At 46.2% G+C, this 23,909-nt stretch carries 21 protein-coding genes; 9 read left to right on the top strand and 12 right to left on the bottom strand.

Annotated elements, in window-relative coordinates:
* Positions 1-54: 54 nt before the first annotated feature.
* Positions 55-660 carry a spore protease YyaC gene (gene yyaC, locus ACIFQM_RS07225; protein WP_044648684.1) on the top strand — a complete coding sequence of 202 codons (606 nt, stop codon included), beginning with the start codon at positions 55-57 and terminating at the stop codon, positions 658-660.
* Here yyaC and ACIFQM_RS07220 read toward each other — a convergent pair.
* The 11 genes from ACIFQM_RS07220 to rpmH all read right to left on the bottom strand — a co-directional run bounded on the left by ACIFQM_RS07220 (position 614) and on the right by rpmH (position 11,055).
* Complete coding sequence (locus ACIFQM_RS07220) at positions 614-1,135, bottom strand: DUF4446 family protein (protein WP_430043952.1); 522 nt, start codon at positions 1,133-1,135, stop codon at positions 614-616. The two genes, yyaC and ACIFQM_RS07220, sit on opposite strands and share 47 nt — an antisense overlap.
* A 198-nt stretch (positions 1,136-1,333) precedes the next feature.
* A complete protein-coding gene (locus ACIFQM_RS07215; protein ID WP_430043955.1) occupies positions 1,334-2,176 on the bottom strand; it encodes a ParB/RepB/Spo0J family partition protein in 843 nt (280 codons plus the stop codon).
* Positions 2,169-2,930, bottom strand: a complete 762-nt coding sequence (locus tag ACIFQM_RS07210) for a ParA family protein (RefSeq protein WP_025683689.1) — start codon at positions 2,928-2,930, stop codon at positions 2,169-2,171. The genes ACIFQM_RS07215 and ACIFQM_RS07210 overlap by 8 nt, the downstream gene beginning before the upstream one ends.
* A gap of 171 nt (positions 2,931-3,101) precedes the next feature.
* A complete protein-coding gene (gene noc / locus ACIFQM_RS07205) occupies positions 3,102-3,920 on the bottom strand; it encodes a nucleoid occlusion protein (protein WP_430043958.1) in 819 nt (272 codons plus the stop codon).
* A gap of 435 nt (positions 3,921-4,355) precedes the next feature.
* Positions 4,356-5,078, bottom strand: a complete 723-nt coding sequence (gene rsmG / locus ACIFQM_RS07200; protein WP_430043961.1) for a 16S rRNA (guanine(527)-N(7))-methyltransferase RsmG — start codon at positions 5,076-5,078, stop codon at positions 4,356-4,358.
* On the bottom strand, positions 5,078-6,967 hold the full coding sequence (mnmG, locus tag ACIFQM_RS07195; protein WP_430043963.1) for a tRNA uridine-5-carboxymethylaminomethyl(34) synthesis enzyme MnmG: 1,890 nt from the start codon (positions 6,965-6,967) through the stop codon (positions 5,078-5,080). Before mnmG ends, rsmG begins: the two co-directional genes overlap by 1 nt.
* 100 nt (positions 6,968-7,067) lie before the next feature.
* Positions 7,068-8,444: a tRNA uridine-5-carboxymethylaminomethyl(34) synthesis GTPase MnmE gene (gene mnmE, locus ACIFQM_RS07190; protein WP_430043965.1), complete on the bottom strand. Its 1,377-nt coding sequence runs from the start codon at positions 8,442-8,444 to the stop codon at positions 7,068-7,070.
* 163 nt (positions 8,445-8,607) lie between these two features.
* Positions 8,608-9,366 (bottom strand): RNA-binding cell elongation regulator Jag/EloR, encoded by a 759-nt coding sequence (gene jag, locus ACIFQM_RS07185; RefSeq protein ID WP_430043967.1) that lies wholly within the window; start codon positions 9,364-9,366, stop codon positions 8,608-8,610.
* Positions 9,363-10,235, bottom strand: a complete 873-nt coding sequence (locus tag ACIFQM_RS07180) for a YidC/Oxa1 family membrane protein insertase (RefSeq protein WP_430043969.1) — start codon at positions 10,233-10,235, stop codon at positions 9,363-9,365. The genes jag and ACIFQM_RS07180 overlap by 4 nt, the downstream gene beginning before the upstream one ends.
* 71 nt (positions 10,236-10,306) lie before the next feature.
* Positions 10,307-10,657, bottom strand: a complete 351-nt coding sequence (gene rnpA, locus ACIFQM_RS07175) for a ribonuclease P protein component (protein WP_430043971.1) — start codon at positions 10,655-10,657, stop codon at positions 10,307-10,309.
* 263 nt (positions 10,658-10,920) lie between these two features.
* A complete protein-coding gene (gene rpmH / locus ACIFQM_RS07170) occupies positions 10,921-11,055 on the bottom strand; it encodes a 50S ribosomal protein L34 (RefSeq protein ID WP_430043973.1) in 135 nt (44 codons plus the stop codon).
* A gap of 1,047 nt (positions 11,056-12,102) precedes the next feature.
* Here rpmH and dnaA point away from each other — a divergent pair.
* From dnaA to gyrB, 6 genes are all read left to right on the top strand, one after another.
* Positions 12,103-13,449, top strand: a complete 1,347-nt coding sequence (dnaA, locus tag ACIFQM_RS07165) for a chromosomal replication initiator protein DnaA (RefSeq protein ID WP_014279007.1) — start codon at positions 12,103-12,105, stop codon at positions 13,447-13,449.
* Between the two features lie 186 nt (positions 13,450-13,635).
* Positions 13,636-14,778: a DNA polymerase III subunit beta gene (gene dnaN, locus ACIFQM_RS07160; RefSeq protein ID WP_430043975.1), complete on the top strand. Its 1,143-nt coding sequence runs from the start codon at positions 13,636-13,638 to the stop codon at positions 14,776-14,778.
* 46 nt (positions 14,779-14,824) lie between these two features.
* Positions 14,825-15,043, top strand: a complete 219-nt coding sequence (gene yaaA, locus ACIFQM_RS07155) for a S4 domain-containing protein YaaA (protein WP_430043978.1) — start codon at positions 14,825-14,827, stop codon at positions 15,041-15,043.
* Between the two features lie 54 nt (positions 15,044-15,097).
* The gene (gene recF / locus ACIFQM_RS07150; protein ID WP_430043981.1) at positions 15,098-16,213 is read left to right on the top strand and encodes a DNA replication/repair protein RecF; all 1,116 of its coding nucleotides are present in this window, start codon (positions 15,098-15,100) and stop codon (positions 16,211-16,213) included.
* Positions 16,214-16,229: 16 nt separating this feature from the next.
* The gene (remB, locus tag ACIFQM_RS07145; RefSeq protein ID WP_013308099.1) at positions 16,230-16,481 is read left to right on the top strand and encodes an extracellular matrix regulator RemB; all 252 of its coding nucleotides are present in this window, start codon (positions 16,230-16,232) and stop codon (positions 16,479-16,481) included.
* A 30-nt stretch (positions 16,482-16,511) separates the two neighbouring features.
* Complete coding sequence (gene gyrB, locus ACIFQM_RS07140; protein ID WP_430043984.1) at positions 16,512-18,422, top strand: DNA topoisomerase (ATP-hydrolyzing) subunit B; 1,911 nt, start codon at positions 16,512-16,514, stop codon at positions 18,420-18,422.
* A 106-nt stretch (positions 18,423-18,528) separates the two neighbouring features.
* Here the strand turns inward: gyrB and ACIFQM_RS07135 are convergent, their stop codons facing one another.
* Positions 18,529-19,356, bottom strand: a complete 828-nt coding sequence (locus tag ACIFQM_RS07135; RefSeq protein ID WP_430043987.1) for a YheC/YheD family protein — start codon at positions 19,354-19,356, stop codon at positions 18,529-18,531.
* Between the two features lie 468 nt (positions 19,357-19,824).
* Between ACIFQM_RS07135 and gyrA the strand changes: the two genes are divergently transcribed.
* Complete coding sequence (gene gyrA / locus ACIFQM_RS07130; RefSeq protein ID WP_430043990.1) at positions 19,825-22,401, top strand: DNA gyrase subunit A; 2,577 nt, start codon at positions 19,825-19,827, stop codon at positions 22,399-22,401.
* A gap of 215 nt (positions 22,402-22,616) precedes the next feature.
* Entirely contained in the window at positions 22,617-23,705 is a 1,089-nt protein-coding gene (locus tag ACIFQM_RS07125; RefSeq protein WP_430043992.1) for an HD-GYP domain-containing protein, read from the top strand.
* Positions 23,706-23,909 lie beyond the last annotated feature (204 nt).

The following is a 23,909-nucleotide window of genomic DNA, read 5'->3' as shown; positions in this document are numbered from 1 at the left end:
GTCTATAAGCGAGCGCAATCTGCACACTCCATTACAGAGCGAAAGGAAGATTCCATGACTCATCCATCTGACTTCATTCCGGGGCAAGAACCCCTTAGCTTAAAAATATCACACACCGACCCCGGAATCCAATCAGCTATCATCCATCGTTTGCTGTTCCATTTGCACCAGGCGCCTAGTCTGCAAAATATCGTTATTATTTGCATCGGCACCGACCGTTCTACTGGAGACTGTCTCGGCCCGCTCGTAGGTACCCAGTTGTCACGTTATAAAAGCCCGCTCTTTCATCTTTACGGAACATTGGAGGAGCCTGTACATGCTATGAATCTGCAAACAACACTGGACGGCATACACACCCGGTACGACCAGCCCTATATCATCGGCATAGACGCATGTCTTGGACAAACCTCCAGCGTCGGATGCATTCAGGTTGCGGACGGGCCTTTGAAGCCTGGAGCGGGGGTAAATAAAGAATTACCGCCGGTCGGCGATATCCATTTGACAGGAATCGTTAACGTCGGCGGCTTTATGGAATACTTTGTGCTGCAAAATACAAGACTAAATCTGGTAATGAAATTATCAGATATCATTGCTGGCAGCTTATACTCCGCGATTAAGGAGTGGCATTACCGTTCCGTCCTGCTTGCTGCGCAAGAGTAACAGCTTCTTTCTCTTCAGAAGATAAGGAATAGGATGACTGCCCCTCCTCCAGGGGCTTGGCATACACATAAGAGCCATCCCGGTTATAAATACCGGTTAATACGATACCATCCTGATTATCATCTACAATGGCCATGGAGAAGCTTAGATCGCTCCCTCGCTCGCCAAAGGCATTATAGCGTTTGATACCTATATGCCCCTTCAGGCCAGTCAGTTTACTGCGTAGAGATTTCATACTTGCACGATGGGCTTCCTGCTCATCCTCAATCGTATCCATTTGCACCTTCAAATCAATCAGCAGCGTTTCCAAATTCTCGACACCGCTGCCTGCCATCATGGTTTCATACTTTCGCCGCATCTTCTTCAACTTTGCACCCTGCACAATGATAACAATCAACAGGATGAGCAAAATAAGCACAATCCCTGCAACGATTCCGGCAAGCTGTTCCATGATTAGTCCGTTCAATTCAGCCATATGCTTGCTTCTACTCCTCTACCTCAAAAATCATGTCACTGCATACCTCTTATTTTATACGTTTGAGAACAGCGAAACAAATCACAGAAGGCTATTAGTTTATCCATCCAGACCATTCTGATTCCTTCACTTCCAGACAAAGCAAAGACATATCTCACTTCCCATTTTGATCAAGGAGACATGTCCTATTCGTACAGACTACTGCAATAATTCCAGTAATCTTTCCAAATCCTGCTGGCTGTAATAATTCAATTCGATTTTACCTTTATCCTTGTTATGCTTGATTTTCACAGTTGTTTTAAAACGTTCACGCAAGGACTCTTCCATATGATCAATAAAAGGGTCCTTTTTTCTCACCTTGGACTTGGCCTTCGCTTCACCAGGCTTATGATCTAACTGTTGTACAGCTTCTTCCAGCTCCCGAACACTCCATTGTTGCTCAATACACTGTGTCGCCAGTTGCTTCACCATATCGGGATTTTTAAGCCCAACAATCGCTCTGGCATGTCCCATAGATAATGTTCCACGTGAAACATGATCCTTAACTTCCTCCGGCAATGCAAGCAAACGAAGAAAATTCGCAATATGAGAGCGCGACTTACCCACTTTCAAGGACAATTCCTCTTGAGTTAACGAGAACTGATCCATTAATCCCTGATAAGCTACTGCTATTTCCATAGCGTTCAGATTTTCACGCTGCAAATTCTCAATCAGGGCAATCTCCATTACCTGCTGATCGGTAAAATTGCGAACAACCACAGGTATCGTCGAATTCCCACAATATTGAGAAGCCCGAAATCTTCTTTCACCTGCAATAATTTCATAGCCTCTTAATACACTACGCGCAATAATAGGTTGGATCACACCGTGCTGACGAATGGATTCTGCCAGTTCTTTAATCGATTCCTCATCAAACATTTTTCGAGGCTGGTACGGATTTGCACGCAACTGGCTAAGTGGAATGTCAACAACCTTGTCCTCATCATTGACTGTAAGGGAGGGAATGAGTGCATCCAGCCCTTTTCCCAACCGTTTACTCATAAGATGCCACTTCCTTTGCCAACTCAATATATACCTCTGCCCCACGGGAGCGGGGATCATACGTAATAATGGACTGGCCATGTGATGGTGCTTCACTGAGTCTCACATTGCGTGGAATAATCGTCTGATAAACCTTGCTTTGAAAATACTTTTTCACTTCTTCAATCACCTGAATACCCAAATTGGTGCGGGCGTCAAACATCGTTAGCAGCACGCCTTCAATTTGCAGCGAGGTATTCAAGTGCTTTTGTACCAATCGTACCGTATTCAGTAGCTGACTTAATCCTTCTAATGCGTAATATTCACATTGAATAGGGATAATGACCGAATCAGAGGCTGTTAAAGAATTAAGTGTCAAAATCCCCAACGACGGAGGGCAATCAATCAATATATAATCGTACTTATGCTTGACGAGCTGGAGCGATCTTTTTAATCTTAGTTCACGGGAAATGGTCGGTACCAGCTCAATTTCCGCTCCTGCCAGCTGAATGGTGGCAGGAATAATATCCAGTCCCTCAATCTGTGTACTGACAATCGCTTCGCTAGGATCAACCTCATTAATGAGTACATCATAAATGCAATTTGCCACATCCGCCTTATTGATACCCACACCGCTGGTTGTATTACCTTGCGGGTCGATATCCACGAGCAATACCCTTTTGCCGAGGGAAGCAAGTCCGGCGCCCAAATTCACGGAAGTAGTTGTTTTGCCAACTCCGCCCTTTTGATTGGCTACGGCTATTATTTTCGACACTTCATTCACCTCATAATTTAATCGGAATCCTGCTATATTTCTTGAACAGCATTTTGCATCATTAGCTTACGGATAACGGCAATTTTTAAAAATAGAGTACGAGTATGCTGCGGTTTTATTCGGCGTTAGACAGAAAAAGCGGCAATTGCTGCCGCCTGTACGCTTCATCCCTTACTTACGTTTGGGAATTTGAATGACAATCTCATAGTGATCCTCATGATCGGATTCCTTGGTCTTGATATCCAACCCTGAGCCAGACACCATATCAATGGATTGACGAATCGTATTCAGCGCAAGCCGGACATCCTTAGTAAAGGAAATCCGCTTGGATTTCTTCATCGTGGACACTTGTTTATAAAAGGCAACTCTCGCCTCTGTCTGTTTCACATTGAGTTCCTTAGCGATGACTTCATCCAAAACCTTATACTGTAGCTCTTCAGTCTCTAATGACAATAACGCACGGGCATGACGCTCGGACACTTTCCGTTCCATTAAAGCGCCTTTCACTCTCTCTGGCAGGTGAAGCAGCCGTATCTTATTAGCAATAGTGGATTGGCTTTTACCAAGTCGCTGAGCGAGACTTTCCTGGGTGAGCTGATGCAGATCAATCAGCTTCTGGTAAGCTACAGCCTCTTCAATCGCTGTGAGCCCTTCCCGTTGGAGATTCTCAATCAACGCGATGGATGCAGCTTGTGAATCATTAAACTCACGAACAATGGCTGGAATGGTATCCATCCCCAGCTTGGTAACAGCTCTCCATCGACGTTCCCCTGCTATAATTTCGTAATGTCCATTACGGAAACGAACGACAATCGGCTGAATTACACCATGCGTCTTAATGGTCTGGCATAGCTCATCAATCTTCTCGTCGTCAAAAATGGTGCGGGGCTGATAAGGACTGCTGACAATATTCCCAACTGGAATTTGTTTTATTTCGTCCCCAGAGGATCGCTCCGTCAAACCAAATAGCTTGGAAAATTGTTCTTTCATTCCGTATAATACCACCTAATTTCATAATAGCACCATACTAGCAGCGCTTCGTGAAAAACAGTTCCTTACGCGGATCGTAGACCCTTTTATATGAGATAGCGCCGTAATCGGGTACACTCCACGTATTCTCCCTGGCATTGTTGTCCCGCTTCCCCCTTATGTATATCGGAATCGAACGGTACGGGAAGCAGTCAACTTACATCAAAAACGATTATCTCTATTCTATCACTTTTCCAGCCATAATCCTATCGTCTCTACCAGCTTTTCGGAAGGATCAGAGAATAAATTGTGTACCCGATCAGACACCTATTTATTCATGTTCCACTATGTCGTAAGTATAGACCTTCTGCATCTTTACGTTGTTTATGTAAAGAGCATCGCAAGCCATAAAAAAAGTGAATGTTTCACGTGAAACATTCACTTTTTTTCAATGGGTTACACTAGCGGTGTTTTTAAAGGCGTTCCCGGCTTACGGGGATATTTTCGTGGTGTAGCTGCTCTTTTTTCAATAATAATCATATGTCTGGCTGCATCCTCTACAGGTAACTGAAAAGCCTGAATATGCTTAATTTTTCCCTTAAGCTCTTTCAAGCTATAGGAAGCTTCCTTGATTTCCTCTGTCGGGTCACTGCCCTTCATCGCAGCAAAGTGACCTCCTTCACGGACAAAAGGCAAACAAAATTCATTCAGCACTGCAAGACGGGCAACGGCTCTGGCTGTGACCAGATCATAGCTGTCCCGGTATCCCGTTTTACGACCCAATTCTTCTGCTCTGCTATGAATCAGCTCCACGTCTTCCAATCCCAGTTGTTCTACCACATGCGCCAGAAATTGTATGCGTTTGTTCAACGAATCCACAATGGTCAACTGAATCTGCGGAAAGCATATTTTCAAAGGTATACCGGGGAATCCTGCACCCGATCCGATATCAGCCAAGCTTTCCACATCATTGAACGGAACATAAAAAGCCAGCGAGAGAGAATCATAAAAATGCTTGGTGTACACCGCATCACGCTCTGTAATGCCTGTCAGGTTCATCCTTTCATTCCACTCAACCAGCACACGGTAATACGTTTCGAACTGCTCTAGCTGACTGTCATTAATCACAATGCTATGCTCTGCCAGTCGCTGCTTAAATTGCTGTTGTATCGCGTCCATTATGATCCCCTTGCTGCCGTTACGCGGTTATAATGCTCCAGATAAACGAGCAAAATGGAAATATCCGCAGGAGTCACACCCGAAATACGGGATGCCTGACCAATCGACATCGGACGAATTTTAGCAAGCTTCTGCTTGGCTTCAATCGCCAAACCCTGAACCTCATCGTATACGATATCCTCTGGAAGCTTTTTCTTCTCCATTTTTTGCAGACGTTCTACATGCATCAATTGTTTCTCGATATAGCCTGCATACTTAATCTGAATTTCGACCTGCTCCTGTTCCTCCTCAGTCAGAGCTACAGGTGAAGGCGAAATTTGTGCCACTTGTGCATAGCTGATCTCTGGTCGACGCAGCACGGTTAACAAATTACTGCCGTCCTGTATCGGTGCAGATCCACCCTGCTCAAGCATCTCATTTACATCAATCGGACGAACCTTCGCCAGACGCAAACGCTCAATCTCCTGCTCTACCTTTTGCTTTTTATCCAAAAAGCGCTCGTACCGTTCATTCGTAATCAGGCCGATATCATGCCCGATTGGAGTCAAACGTAAATCTGCATTATCATGACGCAACAACAGGCGGTATTCCGCACGAGACGTCAGCAAGCGGTAAGGCTCATTCGTACCCTTGGTCACCAGATCGTCGATCAGAACCCCGATATAGCCTTGGGAGCGGTCCAGCACGACAGGCTCTTTGCCCTGTACCTTACGAGCCGCGTTAATGCCTGCCATAATCCCTTGGCCCGCAGCTTCCTCGTAACCGGAGGTGCCATTAATTTGACCCGCCGTGAACAGTCCGGGCACTCTTTTCGTTTCCAACGTAGGCCACAATTGCGTAGGCACCATGGCATCATACTCAATCGCATAGCCGTTACGCATCATTTCTACCTTTTCCATCCCTGGAATCGAGCGTAGCACAGCTAATTGCACATCCTCAGGCAAGCTGGTCGACAAGCCCTGAACATAGTATTCAGATGTGTTTTTACCCTCAGGCTCCAAAAAGATTTGGTGCTTCGGCTTATCACTGAAACGCACTACTTTATCTTCAATAGATGGACAATAACGCGGTCCTGTTCCTTCAATCAGACCGGAGAACATCGGCGCACGATGCAAATTATCATTAATAATCTGATGAGTTTCCACTGAAGTATAGGTCAGCCAGCAAGGAAGCTGCTCATTATCCGAAGACTTCGTTTCATACGAGAAAAACTTTGGTTGATCGTCCCCCGGCTGAATTTCCGTTTTGCTAAAATCAATCGTGTCCTTATGCACGCGCGGCGGCGTACCCGTCTTGAAGCGGACCAGATCAAAACCCAGCTCACGCAAATGCTCAGACAGTCTCAACGAAGGCTGTTGATTGTTCGGGCCACTTTCATACATCAGCTCACCCATAATGATTTTACCACGTAAATAAGTGCCTGTTGTCAGGACAACCGCTTTGCTTCGGTACTCTGTCCCCGTCTTCGTGATGACGCCCACGCAATGACCGTCTTCAATAATCAACTCTTCCACCATTCCCTGGCGCAAGGTCAGATTTGGTTCCTTTTCCATCGTTTCCTTCATCGCATGCTGATAAGAGAACTTGTCAGCCTGTGCGCGCAATGCGTGAACAGCAGGCCCTTTACCTGTATTCAGCATCCGCATTTGGATAAACGTCTTGTCGATGTTCCGGCCCATTTCGCCGCCCAAAGCATCAATTTCACGCACCACATGCCCCTTGGCAGGACCGCCAATAGACGGGTTGCAGGGCATGAATGCAACCATATCCAGGTTAATCGTAATCATCAACGTACGACAGCCCATCCGGGCTGCTGCCAAGGCGGATTCCACACCCGCATGGCCCGCGCCCACGACAATTACGTCATAGTCGCCTCCTTGATATCCCATACCTTTCTTACCTCCTTATGCACTTCGGTCTTCGCGTACCAAATATGCTCTTGTATATCTATAACAATAGTAGGGCTTAACCCAGCCATACTCGAATGTCCTATTTGCCCAGACAGAATTGTGAAAATATTTGATCGATTAACGCATCATGCGCCGTATCGCCCACAATCTCGCCCAAATGCTCCCACGCCAGCCGTACATCAATCTGAATCATGTCAATCGGAACGAATTGATCAGCGGCCTCATAGGCATCTACCAACGATTGGCGAGCTTTCTTTAACAAAGCAATATGCCGTACATTGCTGACATATGTCATGTCTGCTGATTCCAGCTTACCACTAAAGAACAACTGCGATATGGCCTGCTCCAGCCGATCTGCTCCCTCATTTTCCTTTACAGACATCGGTACGATAAGCTCCTCAGGAACATAACGCAGCAGCAAGTCCCGGTCTACTTGGGCCGGTAAGTCCATTTTATTCATAATGACAATCGCCTGTCTACCGCGGATTTGTTCCATTAATGCCATTTCATCCTCATGCAGCGGTTCGTTGGCGTTAATCACGATGAGCAGCAGATCCGCTTCACTGACCGCCGTTCGCGAACGCTCTACCCCGATCCGTTCCACTACATCCATCGTTTCCCGAATGCCAGCCGTATCCAGCAGCTTCAGAGGAATGCTGTTAATCGTCACATATTCCTCAATAACGTCACGGGTCGTGCCCGGAATATCGGTCACAATCGCCCGTTCGCCCTGTGCCAATGTATTCAGCAGCGAGGATTTCCCCACATTCGGTCTTCCGACAATCGCTGTGGTCAGGCCCTCACGTAAAATTTTCCCCTGCTCCGCTGTATGCAGCAGCCGATCAATTTCCGCCATGACCTGACTACTCTTATCCTTGATCAGTTCAGACGTAAAAGATTCCACATCATGCTCAGGATAATCAATGTTCACTTCAATATGAGCCAGTGTCTCTACCAGAACATGCCGCAAACGGCGGATATTCTGTGACAGTTGTCCATCTACCTGCTTCAAAGCTACAGAAAAGGCTTTATCTGACTTCGAGCGAATCAGGTCAATGACTCCCTCCGCCTGACTCAGATCAATACGACCATTCAGAAAAGCACGCTTCGTAAATTCGCCCGGCTCGGCCAAACGTATATTTTGCAGCAATAGTAAATCCATCACCCGTTTGACAGCCACAACCCCGCCATGGGTGCTGATTTCTACGACATCTTCTGTTGTAAAAGAGCGCGGCGCTCGCATGACCGTAACTAGAACCTCCTCCACCTTTCCCTGGCTTTGAGGATCTATAATATGTCCATAGTGTACCGTATGAGATGGAGCCTTGCTTAGAGGCGTTTTGCTTCGGAACAAAGCTTCCACCTCTGTAACAGCTTCCGGGCCGCTGACCCGTACAATCGCAATGCCGCCTTCGCCGACAGCCGTTGCAATGGCAGCTATGGTATCGCTCAGCATATGGTTTCTACCTCCTGTCAAGTAAAAACGGCATTGCCGTCCTTGATCCAGGACGGCAACCGTTTCAGCGAGAAATATAAGAACAAATAGAGTAAAACTTATAAAGTCTTAAGTTTAAAAAAAGCAATGGCTTCTGCACCTTGCAGAGAGCCATTGCGTCGGATTACTTTTTAGCAATAACGACGCGCCGATTCGGCTCGTCCCCCTTGCTGTATGTTCTAACCAGCGCATGCTGTTGAAGCTTGGCATGAATCAGCTTCCGCTCCTGTGACGGCATTGGCTCCAGCACTACTTCCTTGCCGTAACGAATAGCTTGGTTGGCCAGCCGATCGGCCAAATCCTCCAGCGTTTTTTGCCGACGTGCGCGAAATTGCTCGGCATCCAGCACAATCCGGATGAATTTGTCAGAATGACGGTTGGCAACGATATTCGTCAGGTACTGCAATGCATCCAGCGTCTGTCCCCGGCGGCCGATCAACATGCCGAGCGACGGACCGGATATATCCAGTATGCTTTCATCCTTGCGGTGACGAACATCCACTTCCACATCCAGTCCCATTGCCGCTGCTGTTTCATGAATAAAACGTACAGCTTCTTCATAGGGGGCTGCATGGCCTGTGGAGACCTCCTTGCTCGTGCATACTTCCTGGGTAACAGATTCAGCTTCTGGAACAACAGCCTGTCCCACGATAGGCACCTGAGCCGATACATGATGTTCAGCCGCGTGTGTGGTTTCGGGAGATGGATCAGACAGTAGCGTAAGCTCTACCTTCGCCTTCTTGACCCCGAGCCACCCCAGGAATCCTTTTGACGGCTGTTCCAACACGTTTACGGTTACCCGTTCACGGCTTACTCCCAGCTGGGAGAGTCCTTGTTTTACAGCATCTTCAACGGTTTTTCCTGAAGTCACGACTTTGGTCATCTCGACTTTTTAGCCCCCTTCGAGTTTCTGCCACCTTTTTTCTTGTTATTGCTATTGGAGGAACCTGTTTTCGTAAGACTGGCTGTTTTCACGTTTGCCAGCGCAACTTCTTTATCCTTATTCCGATAAAGGAAATAGTTTTGAATAATCGTGTAAATATTACTGTAGAACCAGTATAGCGGCAAAGCAGATGGGAAGTTATACGACATGAACAGAATCAGAACCGGATAGACGTACAGCAAAAATTGCATCGGTCCCTGCTGCGGAGTCGGATTCATTTTCATCATCATCCAGGTTTGGACAAATGTTGTGATTGCCGCCAGAATTGGCAGGATAAATAAGTGATCCGGTTTACCTAACTGGAGCCACAAGAAATCATGATCCCGCAATGCCGAATTATAGTAAATGGCATTATAAAGCGCGATGAAAATCGGCATCTGAACGACCAAAGGAAGACAGCCCGCCATCGGGTTAACCTTGTTTTCCTGGAACAGCCTCATCGTCTCTTGCTGGACTTTCTCAGGCGTATCCTTGTATTTCGCTTGAATTTCTTTTAATTGCGGCTGAATGGCCTGCATTGCTTTAGAACTGCGTACTTGCTTGAGTGTAAGCGGCAAAATAATGGTACGCACGATAATCACCAGTATCAGTACGGCCAGGCCATACTCTCCAGAGAACCATTGGGCAAACGTATCCAGCGCATACGAAAACCAGTAAACGACATATCTTTGCCACCAAGATCCATTGGCCAAGTCTGCCGTCGTGTAAGAATTGTGAGCCGCCTGGGCACATCCCGACAGCACAGCAACAAGTGCCAATAAGGCAATCAGGAGGAACCATTTCCCTCGTTGAGTCTTCAAACGCGACACTTCATAACCCCTTTCTTAACCAATCCATTCCAACGTAAATCATACCATATCCTGTAGGACAAAGATACTGACTATCGGCGTGAAGACTTGAGCAGCGAGGCTTTGCGCAGAACGTGCAGCACGCTTTTCTCCAGCTCCTGATACGACATTGTAACCGCTCCCTTGCGGACGATAAAAATCAGGTCCATTTGCTCCATCAATTCATGCTCATGATGACGCACAATTTCCTTAACGATCCTGCGCATCCGGTTACGGACAACTGCGTTGCCGATCTTCTTGCTGGCCGAAATTCCAACGCGGAACTGCTCTACCTCTCTGCGGCGGAACCAGTACACCACAAACTGATGGTTGGCAAAAGATTTGCCATGGCGGTATACGCGCCCAAAGTCCGCCCGGTTTCGTAGACGCAATTTTTTTTGCACGGCGCTTCTCCTTGCTCATCTCTTTTACACATGCCGACAAGCCAATCCTTACCCCTTATATAGTAAGAAGTATGGACAACATTCCGCCATGGTAATCTCGCTTATTTTACATCCATTTTCAAAAGCTTCATCTAATATAGAGCGGGTTGCGGTGTTCCTCCCTCTTTTTCTACTGCATTTCTACAGACACAGGGAAAGCGATCCGCCTCATAAATACCTCCATCATGAAAAAAAAGACCACCGTAGTGGTCTTTATGCACGCATTACGCACTCAATACTTTTCTGCCTTTTTGACGACGAGTTGCCAAAATTTTACGGCCATTCTTTGTGCTCATTCTTTTACGGAAGCCGTGAACTTTTTTACGCTTGCTGACATTCGGTCTGAAAGTCGGTCTCATTGTACTGCACCTCCTTACAAGGAATACGTTTTATATGGAATATACCTAGCGTAGCAATCTCCACAAAAAACACCTTTGTACATTTAACCACAAATAGCGGCCAAAGTCAATGTACAGCTTAATCCCCTCCCCCAAAAATCACATAATCCTCTCCCTCTTTTTCAACGCCCAGAGATTTTGATCCTTCATCCAGTCCACTTATCCCACTCTATTTTGTCCTTTTTTATCGTGGATTTTCTTTGACCTTCCTACTTCCTTCACACTGTCTCTATTTTGAGATCGGCATATTTCTAAGCATCATAATAACCATATCATTAAAAATATTGTCGGAAACGTTACCGGAAATTTTCAACAGTAAAAACACCTCCTGTGACCAAAAGGCAACGGAGGTTATGCACAGATCCACAAAAAAAGCTGAATTGTGATTTAAATGGTCATAACCTGTGCATAACATTTTGAGACGATAAAGAGTTATTGTCGAAAACTGAACAAATTATAAACAATATCTTGTGTTGTGAATAAAAATTGTACACAACAGATTGAATTTGTGGATAAATAACCACGAGTCATTGAAATACAAGGCTTCTTTTGCTATGATGATATTACTTTTGAATGTGAATATGTTGTTTTACCCTCCATATTATCAACACCCTGTGGATAAAGTTGTGAACAAGTTCAATTTATCCATCTTTTTATTTTTGTGCGGATTCGGGATTCTGGGGATATATTCTACATTTTTCATTTGATTTCGACATATTGCAGTCCCGTTTTGGCCTGCGGGATCAAGAGAACGGATCGTGCCGCACATACCCTCCTGAGAAATATCACCTTTCTTCTGCCGATCAGCAGCGGATTTTTCCATTAGCTTTTTTCAGGACCACTTTGTGCTGCGTTCTCTCATCACACTGCCGCATGATTTAGGCGGCGGTATGTCTTTTTATGGCCTTCAACAACATTTTTGGGATTTTAGGCGTTTTGCCGAAGCGCCGGGAGCAGCTCTTTGCAGCTTAAACGGCAAAATGTCAGGATTTAAAAGGAGTGACGTCTGTGGACAGCCATACCTCTGAACTATGGCAGCAAATTCTATCCATCATACAAACCAAGCTGAGTAAGCCGAGTTACGACACTTGGTTTAAGGCTACCAAGGCAGCGAAACTGAATGACCACTCCATTGTGATTTCCGCACCAACAACTTTTGCCGTGGAATGGCTTGAAAGCCGCTATACCAAGCTAGTCGGGGCAACGGTTTATGAGATTTTGGGCAAGCAGCTGGAGGTCAAGTTCGTCATTGAGGAGAACAAGCCCGCCGAGTTCGATCTCCAGCAACAACCTCAGCAGCAGCCGGTCGTACATGAAGAAGCCGTGTCGCATATGCTGAATCCCAAATATACATTCGATACGTTTGTCATCGGATCGGGGAACCGTTTTGCCCATGCAGCATCGCTGGCCGTCGCCGAAGCGCCGGCCAAAGCTTATAACCCGCTGTTTCTGTACGGCGGCGTAGGTCTGGGAAAAACGCATCTGATGCACGCCATTGGGCATTATATTTTGGAACACAACCCGGCCAGCAAAGTTGTGTATTTGTCATCTGAGAAGTTTACGAACGAATTTATTAATGCCATCCGGGACAACCGAGGGGAAAGCTTCCGGAACAAATATCGTAATATTGATATTTTGCTCATTGATGATATTCAGTTTATTGCAGGCAAGGAGTCGACGCAGGAGGAATTTTTTCACACGTTCAATGCGCTTCATGAGGAACGCAAACAAATTATTATCTCAAGCGATCGTCCGCCTAAGGAGATCCCAACGCTGGAGGAACGGCTGCGTTCCCGCTTTGAGTGGGGATTGATTACGGATATTCAGCCACCGGATCTGGAAACGCGAATTGCAATTCTCCGGAAAAAGGCGAGAGCGGAAAACCTGGATATTCCCAATGAAGCTATGATGTATATCGCCAACCAGATTGATACGAACATCCGTGAGCTGGAAGGGGCACTGATTCGCGTTGTTGCCTATTCCTCGCTGACCAATCAGGATGTGACAAGTCATCTCGCGGCCGAGGCGTTAAAGGATATTATTCCTTCCAGTCGTCCCAAAATGATTACCATTCAGGATATACAGCATCAAGTCGGGGAATTTTACAATTTGCGCTTGGAGGATTTCAAAGCACGCAAGCGGACGAAGGCTGTGGCTTTTCCACGGCAGATCGCCATGTACCTGTCGCGCGAGCTAACCGACTATTCGTTACCGAAAATCGGAGAAGCCTTCGGTGGACGCGACCATACAACCGTCATTCATGCGCACGAAAAAATCTCCAAATCCATTCAAGTGGATCAGGAGCTGTTCAAAGTTATCAACAGCCTAATCGAAAAAATCAAAAATCCAACCTGAACAAGTTCAGAGCCTATACACAACTTATACACATGTGGATAGGCTTGATTTTATTAGGCTTACACCGACTTATCCACATATTCAGTGCGCCTATTACTATTACTAATAGATTTTAAAGATATACATCACCTAAATAAGGCCCGCGTCAACGCGTGCTTGAAGGATTAAAACCCGTAGGAGGAACTTATGAAGATCAGCATTTTGAAAAACGTATTGAACGAGGCTATACAACATGTATCCAAGGCCATATCCAGTCGGACCACGATTCCGATTTTGAGTGGTATTAAGCTGGATGTGAACCATCAGGGAGTGACGCTAACTGCCAGCGATACCGACATCTCCATTCAATCCTTTATTCCGATGGAGGACGGTGACCAAACTGTCGTTCAGGTCGAACAACCGGGAAGTGTTGTACTGCCAGCCAAGTTCTTTGTCGAAATTATCAAGAAGCTGCCGTCTCAGGAGATCCGTATGGAGGTAAAAGATCATTTCCAAACCTTCATCTCATCCGGTGCAACCGAAATTCAGATGGTGGGTCTGGACCCTGAGGAATTCCCGGTGCTTCCAAGCATTGAAGAAAATCAGGTTATCTCTGTACCAGGAGATTTACTCAAAAACATGATTAAACAGACCGTTTTCTCCATTTCCACCCACGAAACGACACCTATTTTGACAGGGGTATTATGGAATTTGGCTGAGGGCGAATTGAAATTTGTAGCAACGGATCGCCACCGCCTCGCCACCCGCAGCGCTCGTTTGGAAACGTCCGAAGGCTTGCGTTTCAGCAATGTTGTCATTGCAGGTAAAACGTTGAACGAGTTGAGCAAAATTATTCCGGATCAAAATATGCTTGTGGATATCGTCGTAGCAGACAACCAGGTATTATTCAAAATTGACCGGGTTCTGTTTTATTCCCGTATTTTGGACGGAACGTATCCGGATACTTCTAGAATTATTCCAACCTCCTACAAAACAGAACTGATTGTGGATACAAAAAGCTTGAGCGAATCCATCGACCGTGCTTATTTGCTGTCCCGTGAGGAAAAAACGAATATTGTAAAAATGCAGTCGTTGGAAAACGGCGGCTTGGAGATTTCCTCCAGCTCCTCTGAGCTGGGTAAAGTACGTGAGGAAGTCACAGTCTCCAAATTTGAGGGAGAGCCGCTCAAAATCTCGTTCAATTCAAAATATATGCTTGATGTGCTGAAGGTGATTGACAGCGAGCAGCTGACGATTGCTTTTACCGGCATTATGAGCCCAATCATTTTAAAACCGGCGGACTCCAGCAATGCGCTGTACATCATCCTGCCATATCGAACCACCAACTAATGTCTAGCGTCACCCACCCGAGAACAAACGAAAGGATGAACAAGCCTTGAAACAAATATCTATACAGACCGAATACATCAAGCTCGATCAATTCTTAAAATTAGCCGATTGTGTTTCTACAGGAGGAATGGCCAAAGCTCTGTTGCAGGAGGGGCAAGTTCGTGTCAATGGTGAGCTGGAAGAACGACGCGGAAGAAAACTGTACCCGGGCGATACCGTAGAAGTAGAGGACAACGGAAGTTTCGAGATCACGGCAGGAGCATGATCGCCTGGTCGGCAAGGACTCCTTTTAGGTGCGGAGTAACAAGGGGGACCCTATGTGTTTGTGAACAATATTGTTTTGCAGCAATACCGGAACTATGAACAGCTGGAGTTGAGTGAATTTGGGCCCGTTAATTTGCTGATCGGACAAAATGCGCAGGGAAAAACAAACCTGGTAGAGGCGATTTTTGTCCTGGCTTTAACCAAAAGTCACCGGACGTCGCGCGACAAGGAGCTGATCTCTTTCGGGGCTACCTCGACTCATCTTGCTGCGGATGTGGATAAGAAATACGGAAAAATCAGGCTGGATCTGTCGTTATCCACACAAGGTAAGAAAGCGAAGATCAACGGACTGGAGCAGCGAAAGCTAAGTGACTTTATCGGTTCGCTGAATGTCGTTATGTTTGCACCTGAGGATTTGGAAATCGTTAAGGGAACACCGGGGGTACGCCGCCGGTTTCTTGACATGGAAATTGGACAGGTTGCTCCAGGATATCTGTACCATTTGCAGCAATACCAGAAAGTGCTGGTCCAGCGTAACAATCTGCTCAAACAAGCTTGGGGCAAAGATATGGCTTCCGTACAGCTCATGCTGGAGGTATGGAATGAGCAACTTGCTGAGCACGGTGTTAAAATTGTTAAAAAGCGGAAACAATTTATAACAAAGCTGCAAAAGTGGGCTCAGGCCATTCATGAAGGGATCGCTGGAGGAGATGAAGAGTTAAAATTAACCTATGTTCCCTCCTTCAGCGAGCCGGAGGAAGAAGATGAAGCTGTCTTATTGGAGCGATTTATGATAAAGTTATCCCAAATGAGGGAACAGGAAATCCGCCGTGGTATGACTTTGGCAGGACCCCATCGTGATGATTTGGCCTTTGCCATTAACGGCAGGGAAGTGCATACGTATGGCTCTCAGGGGCAGCAGCGGACGACTGCCCTGTCCTTGAAGCTGGCTGAAATCGAATTAATCCATGAGGAAATTGGTGAATATCCTGTCCTGCTGCTGGATGATGTTCTATCCGAACTGGACCCCTACCGTCAGACCCAACTGATCGAGACCTTTCAGAGCAAGGTACAGACCTTTATTACGGCAACTGGTATTGAGACCTTGAATGCAGAACGGCTTAAGGATGCCAGTATTTATCACGTCCACGACGGGCATGTGGAACACTAAGGAGTGAGTGACGGCTATGTATATTCATCTGGGTGGAGAAAAAATCATCCGCTCGTCAGAGCTTGTGGCTATTTTCGATATCTCGATTGAAAAATCCTCTAAAATCTCCAAGCAGTACGTGAACCACGCCCAACAGCAAAAGCATATCGAGATGATTGGTGAAGAGGAAGCCAAGTCCATCGTGGTGACTCAAAATACGGTGTATTATTCCCCCATCTCCTCAACAACTCTCAAAAAGCGGGCAAACCAGTTTGTTGCCAATGCTTAACCATAGAATCTATAGAAGTAGGTGAAAGGCATGTCTATGAATCAACCGTCTTATGATGCGGGTGAGATTCAGGTCCTGGAAGGCCTGGAGGCGGTTCGGAAACGTCCCGGGATGTATATCGGTTCCACCAGTGCCAAAGGGCTCCATCATCTGGTCTGGGAAGTTGTGGACAACAGCATTGACGAAGCGCTGGCAGGCTATTGTGACAGCATTCAAGTTGTCGTTCACGAAGATAACAGCGTCACCGTTACAGATAACGGACGCGGTATTCCAGTAAGCGAACACGCCAAAATGAAAAAATCTGCGCTGGAAGTCGTTATGACGGTGCTTCACGCAGGTGGTAAATTCGGAGGCGGAGGGTACAAGGTATCCGGCGGTCTGCACGGTGTTGGTGTATCCGTAGTGAACGCCCTCTCCAGCAAAATGGTCGTTCACGTCAAACGGGATGGGCATATGTACGAGCAGGAATACCATCGCGGTGTTCCGCAGTATGATGTCAGAGTCATTGGCGATACCGACGAAACCGGTACCCAAACGACGTTCTACCCGGACGATCAAATTTTCACAGAAACGACCGTATATGACTATGAGACGCTCCAAACGCGGATTCGTGAGTTGGCTTTCCTGAACAAAGGAATTGCGATCAGCCTGACCGATGAACGGACTGGCGCCAGTGATACGTTCCACTACGAGGGCGGAATCAGTGAATACGTGCAATTTTTGAATCAGAAAAGAGAAGCGCTTCATGAGCAACCGATCTATGTAGAAGGCTCACGCGATATGATTCAAGTCGAAGTTGCGCTGCAATATAACGACAGCTATACCGAAAATATTTATTCTTTCGCCAACAACATCAACACCCATGAAGGTGGCACGCATGAATCTGGCTTCAAGAGCGCATTGACCCGGATCATTAACGATTATGCACGCAAAAATGGCTTTATCAAGGACAACACCGCCAACTTGACGGGTGACGATGTGCGTGAAGGACTGACAGCGATTATCTCCGTCAAGATCCCGGAACCACAGTTTGAAGGTCAAACCAAAACGAAGCTGGGTAACAGTGAGGTACGTGGAATTGTCGAATCCCTGTTCGCAGAGAAACTTCAGGAATTTCTGGAGGAAAATCCGTCTGTCTCCCGTCGCGTTGTTGATAAATCATTACAAGCAGCCCGTGCTCGTGAGGCTGCACGTAAAGCGCGTGAGCTGACTCGTCGTAAAAGTGCGCTGGAAATCAGCTCTCTCCCAGGTAAGCTGGCAGACTGTTCTTCCAAGGATGCGTCGATCAGCGAACTGTACATCGTTGAAGGAGATTCAGCGGGCGGATCGGCCAAGCAAGGCCGTGATCGTCACTTTCAGGCTATTTTGCCGATTCGTGGTAAAATCCTGAACGTCGAGAAGGCACGTTTGGATCGTATTTTGTCCAGTGATGAAATTCGGTCAATGGTAACGGCTATGGGAACGGGGATTGGCGACGATTTCGATATTGCTAAAGCTCGTTATCACAAGGTCATTATCATGACCGATGCGGACGTCGACGGAGCCCATATTCGGACGCTGTTGCTGACATTTTTCTATCGGTACTTGCGTAAAATTATTGACGCCGGCTATGTCTATATTGCTCAGCCGCCGCTGTTTAAGGTAGAGCGCAATAAGGTCGTACGTTATGCGAACTCTGAAGCCGAACGTGATGCTATCATCAGTGAATTCGGAGAAAATGCGAAGTACAACGTACAGCGTTATAAAGGTTTGGGCGAAATGAACGCAACCCAGTTGTGGGAAACGACAATGGACCCAGAGAGCCGTACAATGCTTCAAGTGACCATCAGTGATGCAATGGTGGCTGATACGATGTTCGATACCCTAATGGGCGATAATGTTGAGCCGCGTCGCGATTTTATTCAGGAGCACGCCAAGTACGTGAAAAATCTTGATGTTTAATACATGATGGATTTTAGATAGAATTTACCAAGGGGCGCTCAGATGGAGCGTCCCTTTTCTTGTCATTAACCCGTCGGAGAGAATTTGAATATTTAATTTCAAAGCTTTACGCCTTTTTCTTAGTACGTGCAGGCTTACCGGTGGATGCAGTATAACGGCCGTAGCCTACAGCATACCTAAATATTTTATGATATAGGCTTTTGTTGGGCAGGGAAGAGAACACTTTAATGGCTGGTCGCGTATTCACCTCCAAAATCCACGGATAGGCTTGCTGATCGAGTCCTATATCCAAACCAATTTCCTTCAAGCGGGGATACCTCTTTTGCAACTGCCAAGCTACCCGCTCGCCCATTTTCGATAGCTTTTGCTCCAGCTGTACCGCTCCCTTTACATCCAGATATGGAGCTACCAGTTCATTGAAAAAGCGTGTTGTGCCCCCACTGTGGTGATTGGTGACGACTTTGTCGGGAGCAGCAACACGCCCTATGATGAGCGTCGTTTCCCACTGCTTTCTTAAGTTCATCTGCGTTAATACTCGTAGATCAAAGGGACGCGCGTCATGATGAAGAAGAGGAATACCTCGTTGAATTAGATAAGGACGCTTCCGTATGCGATGAGAGACTGTTTTATGCAGTTCTTCCAGATTTTCAAAGTTATGGGTCTCTACCTCATAACGGAGGATGTACCACGTTCTTTCTCCGATAATTCCCTCTTCATTCGGCGGAAGTGGTTCAGTGAGTCTCTCTGCCCGCATAACCCCTTTCCCATAAGTACCGTTATCCGGCTTAATATAGACGGTTCCGTACAATGCCAGCATTTCATTCAAGTGCTCCATTGCATACAAACGTGTTTCCGGTACATAAGCGGACAACATTGGATTGGGGAGAATGATATTTGTTTTGGTCCACTTACTGGATACTCGTTGAATAGACAAGTATTCTCATCCCTTTCTTTTGAAAATGTAAGCCATGTTCATGGAAATTACAACGCTTGAACAAAACAAGGGAAACTAAAGGACAAGTGCGTAAAACAATGGTATAATAGAGAAATACGGCGTTTTTTCGGAATTGTGCTCAGTGAACCCTGACCGTATACGTATTGTATGTGGAAAAGGCCTTCAGGGTGGGGGCTAATCCCCAGTTCGGGGGAATTTGTCATAATCATGACCTGTGAGTTGTACGATGGGTAGCCCATCTGCTGCTCATAGCAGGGCAATCACTGAGGGTTTTACGCTGTAAAGCGGACAGATGCGTTTAATTGTGCTCTTTTTGTGAAAGTAATATAATTATACAAATGAGGATTTCAGCCAAAATCCTGCGCACAGAGCGGAGTATATAGGCAGTGTCTTGTTAGGCTTTTCACATAGAGAGCAATGTATTGAAGGACGAGAAGGAGGACCAGCATGGCGGATCAAAAAAACTCGCAAATCATCAATAGGGATATCGGAGTGGAAATGCGCGAATCCTTTATGGATTATGCCATGAGTATTATTGTTAGCCGTGCCTTGCCTGATGTGCGGGACGGATTGAAGCCGGTACACCGCCGTATTTTGTTTGCGATGTCCGAGTTAGGTATGACGCCAGACAAGCCATACAAAAAATCGGCAAGAATCGTCGGTGAAGTTATCGGTAAATATCACCCTCATGGTGATACGGCCGTATACGATACGATGGTTCGGATGGCGCAGGATTTTTCCTTGCGTTATATGCTGGTGGACGGACACGGTAACTTTGGCTCCGTTGATGGAGATATGGCGGCTGCGATGCGTTACACGGAAGCACGATTGTCGAAGATCGCGATGGAAATGCTGCGTGATCTGAACAAAGAGACCGTTGATTTTATGCCGAACTACGATGGTGAGGAGAACGAGCCGGTCGTGTTGCCTGCACGTTATCCTAACTTGCTGGTGAACGGTGTCGGCGGGATTGCGGTCGGAATGGCTACTAATATTCCTCCGCATAACTTGGGAGAGGTTATTGACGGTGTACAAGCACTGATTGAGAACCCTGACATTACACCGATGGAACTGATGGATTATATTCAAGGGCCGGATTTCCCGACAGCAGGTTATATCTTGGGACGCTCGGGCATTCGTCAGGCATATCAGACCGGCCGCGGATCTGTAACTATGCGTGCGAAGACCACCATAGAAGAGATTGGCAATAAAGCACGGATTATCGTGCATGAGCTGCCTTACCAAGTCAATAAGGCTCGTCTGGTCGAAAAAATTGCTGAATTAGTACGTGACAAACGTATTGAGGGCATCACTGACCTGCGGGATGAATCGGATCGTACGGGTATGCGTGTCGTTATGGAGTTGCGCAGGGATGTGAACCCGAACGTTGTTCTGAACAATTTGTTCAAGCATACGGCAATGCAGTCCACTTTCGGTATCAATATGCTCGCAATTGTAAATAACGAGCCGAAGATTCTGAACCTGAAAGATGTCTTGTATCATTACCTCAAGCATCAGGTTGAAGTCATTCGTCGTCGTACAGAATTCGATCTGAAAAAAGCCGAGGCCAGAGCACACATTCTGGAAGGCTTGCGCACTGCCCTTGACCATCTGGACGAGGTCATTGCATTAATTCGCTCCTCACAGACCGCAGAAGCAGCGCGTGAAGGATTAATTGAACGCTTCTCGCTGTCTCTCGAGCAGTCCCAGGCCATTCTGGATATGCGTCTGCAACGTCTGACTGGCCTGGAACGTGAGAAGATCGAGAACGAATACAATGAGTTGCTGCAAAAGATTACAGAATACCACGAAATTCTGGCTAATGAGCATCTGGTGCTTAACATTATCAGCGAAGAGCTTAATGAGCTAAGAGGGCGTTTCGCAGATGAACGCCGTACTGAAATTACAGTGGGTGAAGAGAGTATTCTGGACGAGGATCTTATTCCGCGTGAGGATGTTATCATTACTGTAACCCATACCGGATATATTAAGCGTCTTCCCGTGACTACTTATCGTAGTCAAAAACGCGGCGGTCGTGGTGTAGTGGGGATGGATACCAAGGATGAGGATTTCGTAGAGCATCTGTTCATTACGAATTCACATCATCATTTGTTATTCTTCACCGACAAGGGTAAAGTATATCGGATTAAGGCCTATGAGATTCCTGATCTGAGCCGGACAGCCCGGGGGACACCGATCATTAACCTGATTCAGATTGAGCAGGGCGAGTCGATCAATGCGGTTATTCCAATTGAGGAATTTGTAGAGGACAGCTATCTGTTCTTTGCTACTCAGCAAGGGATTATCAAGAAGACACCGCTCGATAACTACGCTAATATCCGTAAGGGCGGCTTGATTGCCATCAACCTGCGTGAGGATGATGCCCTGATCGAAGTGAAGCTGACCGATGGACAGCAGGAAATGATCATTGGTACGGCGCAGGGCATGTCTATCCGCTTCCCTGAGAGTGATGTACGTTCCATGGGTCGTAGTGCCACTGGGGTTAAAGGTATTACTCTCGATAAGAGTGACGCTGTAATAGGCATGGATATTGTTGATACCAGCCTGGATATCCTGATCGTAACAGCCAAAGGATATGGCAAACGTACTCCTGTAGTGGATTACCGTATTCAAGGCCGTGGAGGTAAGGGGATCAAGACGATTAATGTCACGGATAAAAATGGTCCAGTTGTTGGCCTCAAGGTTGTAAAAACCGAAGAGGATCTGATGATCATTACAGCCAGTGGAACCTTGATTCGGACCAGCATGGAGGAAATTTCGACGATGGGTCGGAATACACAAGGGGTAAGGCTGATCAACATCCGCGAAGATGATTCGGTTGCTACCGTTTGTCGTGCGAACAAGAATGAGGAGCAGGATGAATTGCTCGATGAACTGCTCGAGGAGCAGGATACTAACCTAGAAGTTGGTGAGGGTGCATCTCCATCACCAGATGATTCAGCCCTTAGTACGGATGTAGAAGGTACACAAGGTAACGATTCGGAGCCTTCTGAGGACGAGTAACAATCCACCGATATAAACAGTGGTATTGGTTTTTAAATGACGGGGAAGACTCCTTGGCCATTGGTCAGGGAGTCTTTTTCTATTGCCGACAGATGAATACAGCAAGTATGCTAAAAATCATATAAAATGAATGTACAGGAGCAGGTTCAAGTAATATAATGACATAATAAAAACTGACAGCTAGAGCTGCTGTTATGAGAACAGAGAGGTTGACCATGACAACAGTACCCGTATCCGAATTAAAAGCAGGACTTAGATTGCAAAGCGACGTATTTACTGAAATGGGCAGCTTGCTGCTCCCAAAGGGTCGTATTCTGCTACCACGTGATTTGGAAATTTTACAAGCGTTCCTGATCCAGCAAGTAGAAGTAGGGCCTGATGGTTCGGCAAAAGCTGGTGAAGATCATGCTACTGCTCGAATGGGGGCTCCTGAAGCGCAATCCCCTTCGTTAGAGGAGCGGGATGAGTCCGTTTTATTTCAGGAAGAGTACGACAAAATGGTGATGCTTGTGAAAAATGCATTCCAATCAGTACTCGTATCTAATCTATCTATATATGAGTTGCGGGGGCAGTTGGAAGCCTTACTGTTATACATCCAGCGCTATAATGTAATGACGTTTACTCCGCGTGCCATGATTGAAGTTGATTATATTTTTCATAATGCGGTCCTAACCTCTCTGACTTCGTATTCTATTGCTCAATGGATTGGCCTGCCTCAAAAGGACTGGATGCAGGTTGCTTTTGCTGGATTACTCCATGATATTGGTAATGCTAAAATGGACCCGGCTATTCTGTACAAGCCCTCTAAATTAACGTGGGAGGAGCAGGAAGAAATTCGACAGCACACCTCATTAGGCTACCAATTACTCAAAAACGTGAAGGCCATTAATGAAGGAGTACGTCTGGCAGCTCTTCAGCATCATGAGAAAGTGGATGGTACCGGATACCCATTGCGACTCAAAAGGGAGCAAATTCATATTTACGCTAAAATCGTTGGAGTGGCTGATGTATTCCATGCCATGACACTGGAGAAGACCTACCGACCAGCGCAATCCCCGTATCTGGTACTGGAGCAAATCAAATCAGAATCATTTGGTAAGCTGGACCCAAGTGTTGTACAGGTTTTCATCCAAAAGCTCACTCAATTCAATAACGGAACCAAGGTGCGTCTCAATGATAGCCGTACAGGGGAAATCATTTTTGCCGATCGAGACCATCCGACTCGTCCGTTGGTGCAGGTAAACGGGGAAATCATAAACTTAATGCTTCAAAGAGAGCTTTATATTGAGTGCATTGTTACTTAAGTAAGTTTTTTTGAAAAAACAGTTGCACAATATAATAAAAGTATGTTATATTATTTCTTGTCGCTTCAAGTGTTATCAAATAGAGCGAAAAACACTTTTGAAAAAAAGTGTTGACACAACTGAGAGATACATGATATAATATAAAAGTTGCTGAGGGGATGGAAGAAACCCTAAAGCAGACATGAAATGTTTGATCTTTGAAAA

Origin of the sequence: Paenibacillus sp. NRS-1782 (assembly GCF_050467685.1) — a bacterium.
In the GTDB taxonomy this organism is placed as follows: domain Bacteria; phylum Bacillota; class Bacilli; order Paenibacillales; family Paenibacillaceae; genus Paenibacillus; species Paenibacillus terrae_A.
Note: the sequence above shows the minus strand (reverse complement) of the source record. Positions and strands in the feature narration are given on the sequence as shown.

Coding starts and splice junctions, on each gene's coding strand:
- yyaC (WP_044648684.1), top strand. CDS start 55: ATGACTCATCCATCTGACTTCATTCCGGGGCAAGAACCCCTTAGCTTA.
- ACIFQM_RS07220 (WP_430043952.1), bottom strand. CDS start 1,135: ATGGCTGAATTGAACGGACTAATCATGGAACAGCTTGCCGGAATCGTT.
- ACIFQM_RS07215 (WP_430043955.1), bottom strand. CDS start 2,176: ATGAGTAAACGGTTGGGAAAAGGGCTGGATGCACTCATTCCCTCCCTT.
- noc (WP_430043958.1), bottom strand. CDS start 3,920: ATGAAAGAACAATTTTCCAAGCTATTTGGTTTGACGGAGCGATCCTCT.
- rsmG (WP_430043961.1), bottom strand. CDS start 5,078: ATGGACGCGATACAACAGCAATTTAAGCAGCGACTGGCAGAGCATAGC.
- mnmG (WP_430043963.1), bottom strand. CDS start 6,967: ATGGGATATCAAGGAGGCGACTATGACGTAATTGTCGTGGGCGCGGGC.
- mnmE (WP_430043965.1), bottom strand. CDS start 8,444: ATGCTGAGCGATACCATAGCTGCCATTGCAACGGCTGTCGGCGAAGGC.
- jag (WP_430043967.1), bottom strand. CDS start 9,366: ATGACCAAAGTCGTGACTTCAGGAAAAACCGTTGAAGATGCTGTAAAA.
- rpmH (WP_430043973.1), bottom strand. CDS start 11,055: ATGAGACCGACTTTCAGACCGAATGTCAGCAAGCGTAAAAAAGTTCAC.
- dnaN (WP_430043975.1), top strand. CDS start 13,636: ATGAAGATCAGCATTTTGAAAAACGTATTGAACGAGGCTATACAACAT.
- remB (WP_013308099.1), top strand. CDS start 16,230: ATGTATATTCATCTGGGTGGAGAAAAAATCATCCGCTCGTCAGAGCTT.
- gyrB (WP_430043984.1), top strand. CDS start 16,512: ATGTCTATGAATCAACCGTCTTATGATGCGGGTGAGATTCAGGTCCTG.
- gyrA (WP_430043990.1), top strand. CDS start 19,825: ATGGCGGATCAAAAAAACTCGCAAATCATCAATAGGGATATCGGAGTG.
- ACIFQM_RS07125 (WP_430043992.1), top strand. CDS start 22,617: ATGACAACAGTACCCGTATCCGAATTAAAAGCAGGACTTAGATTGCAA.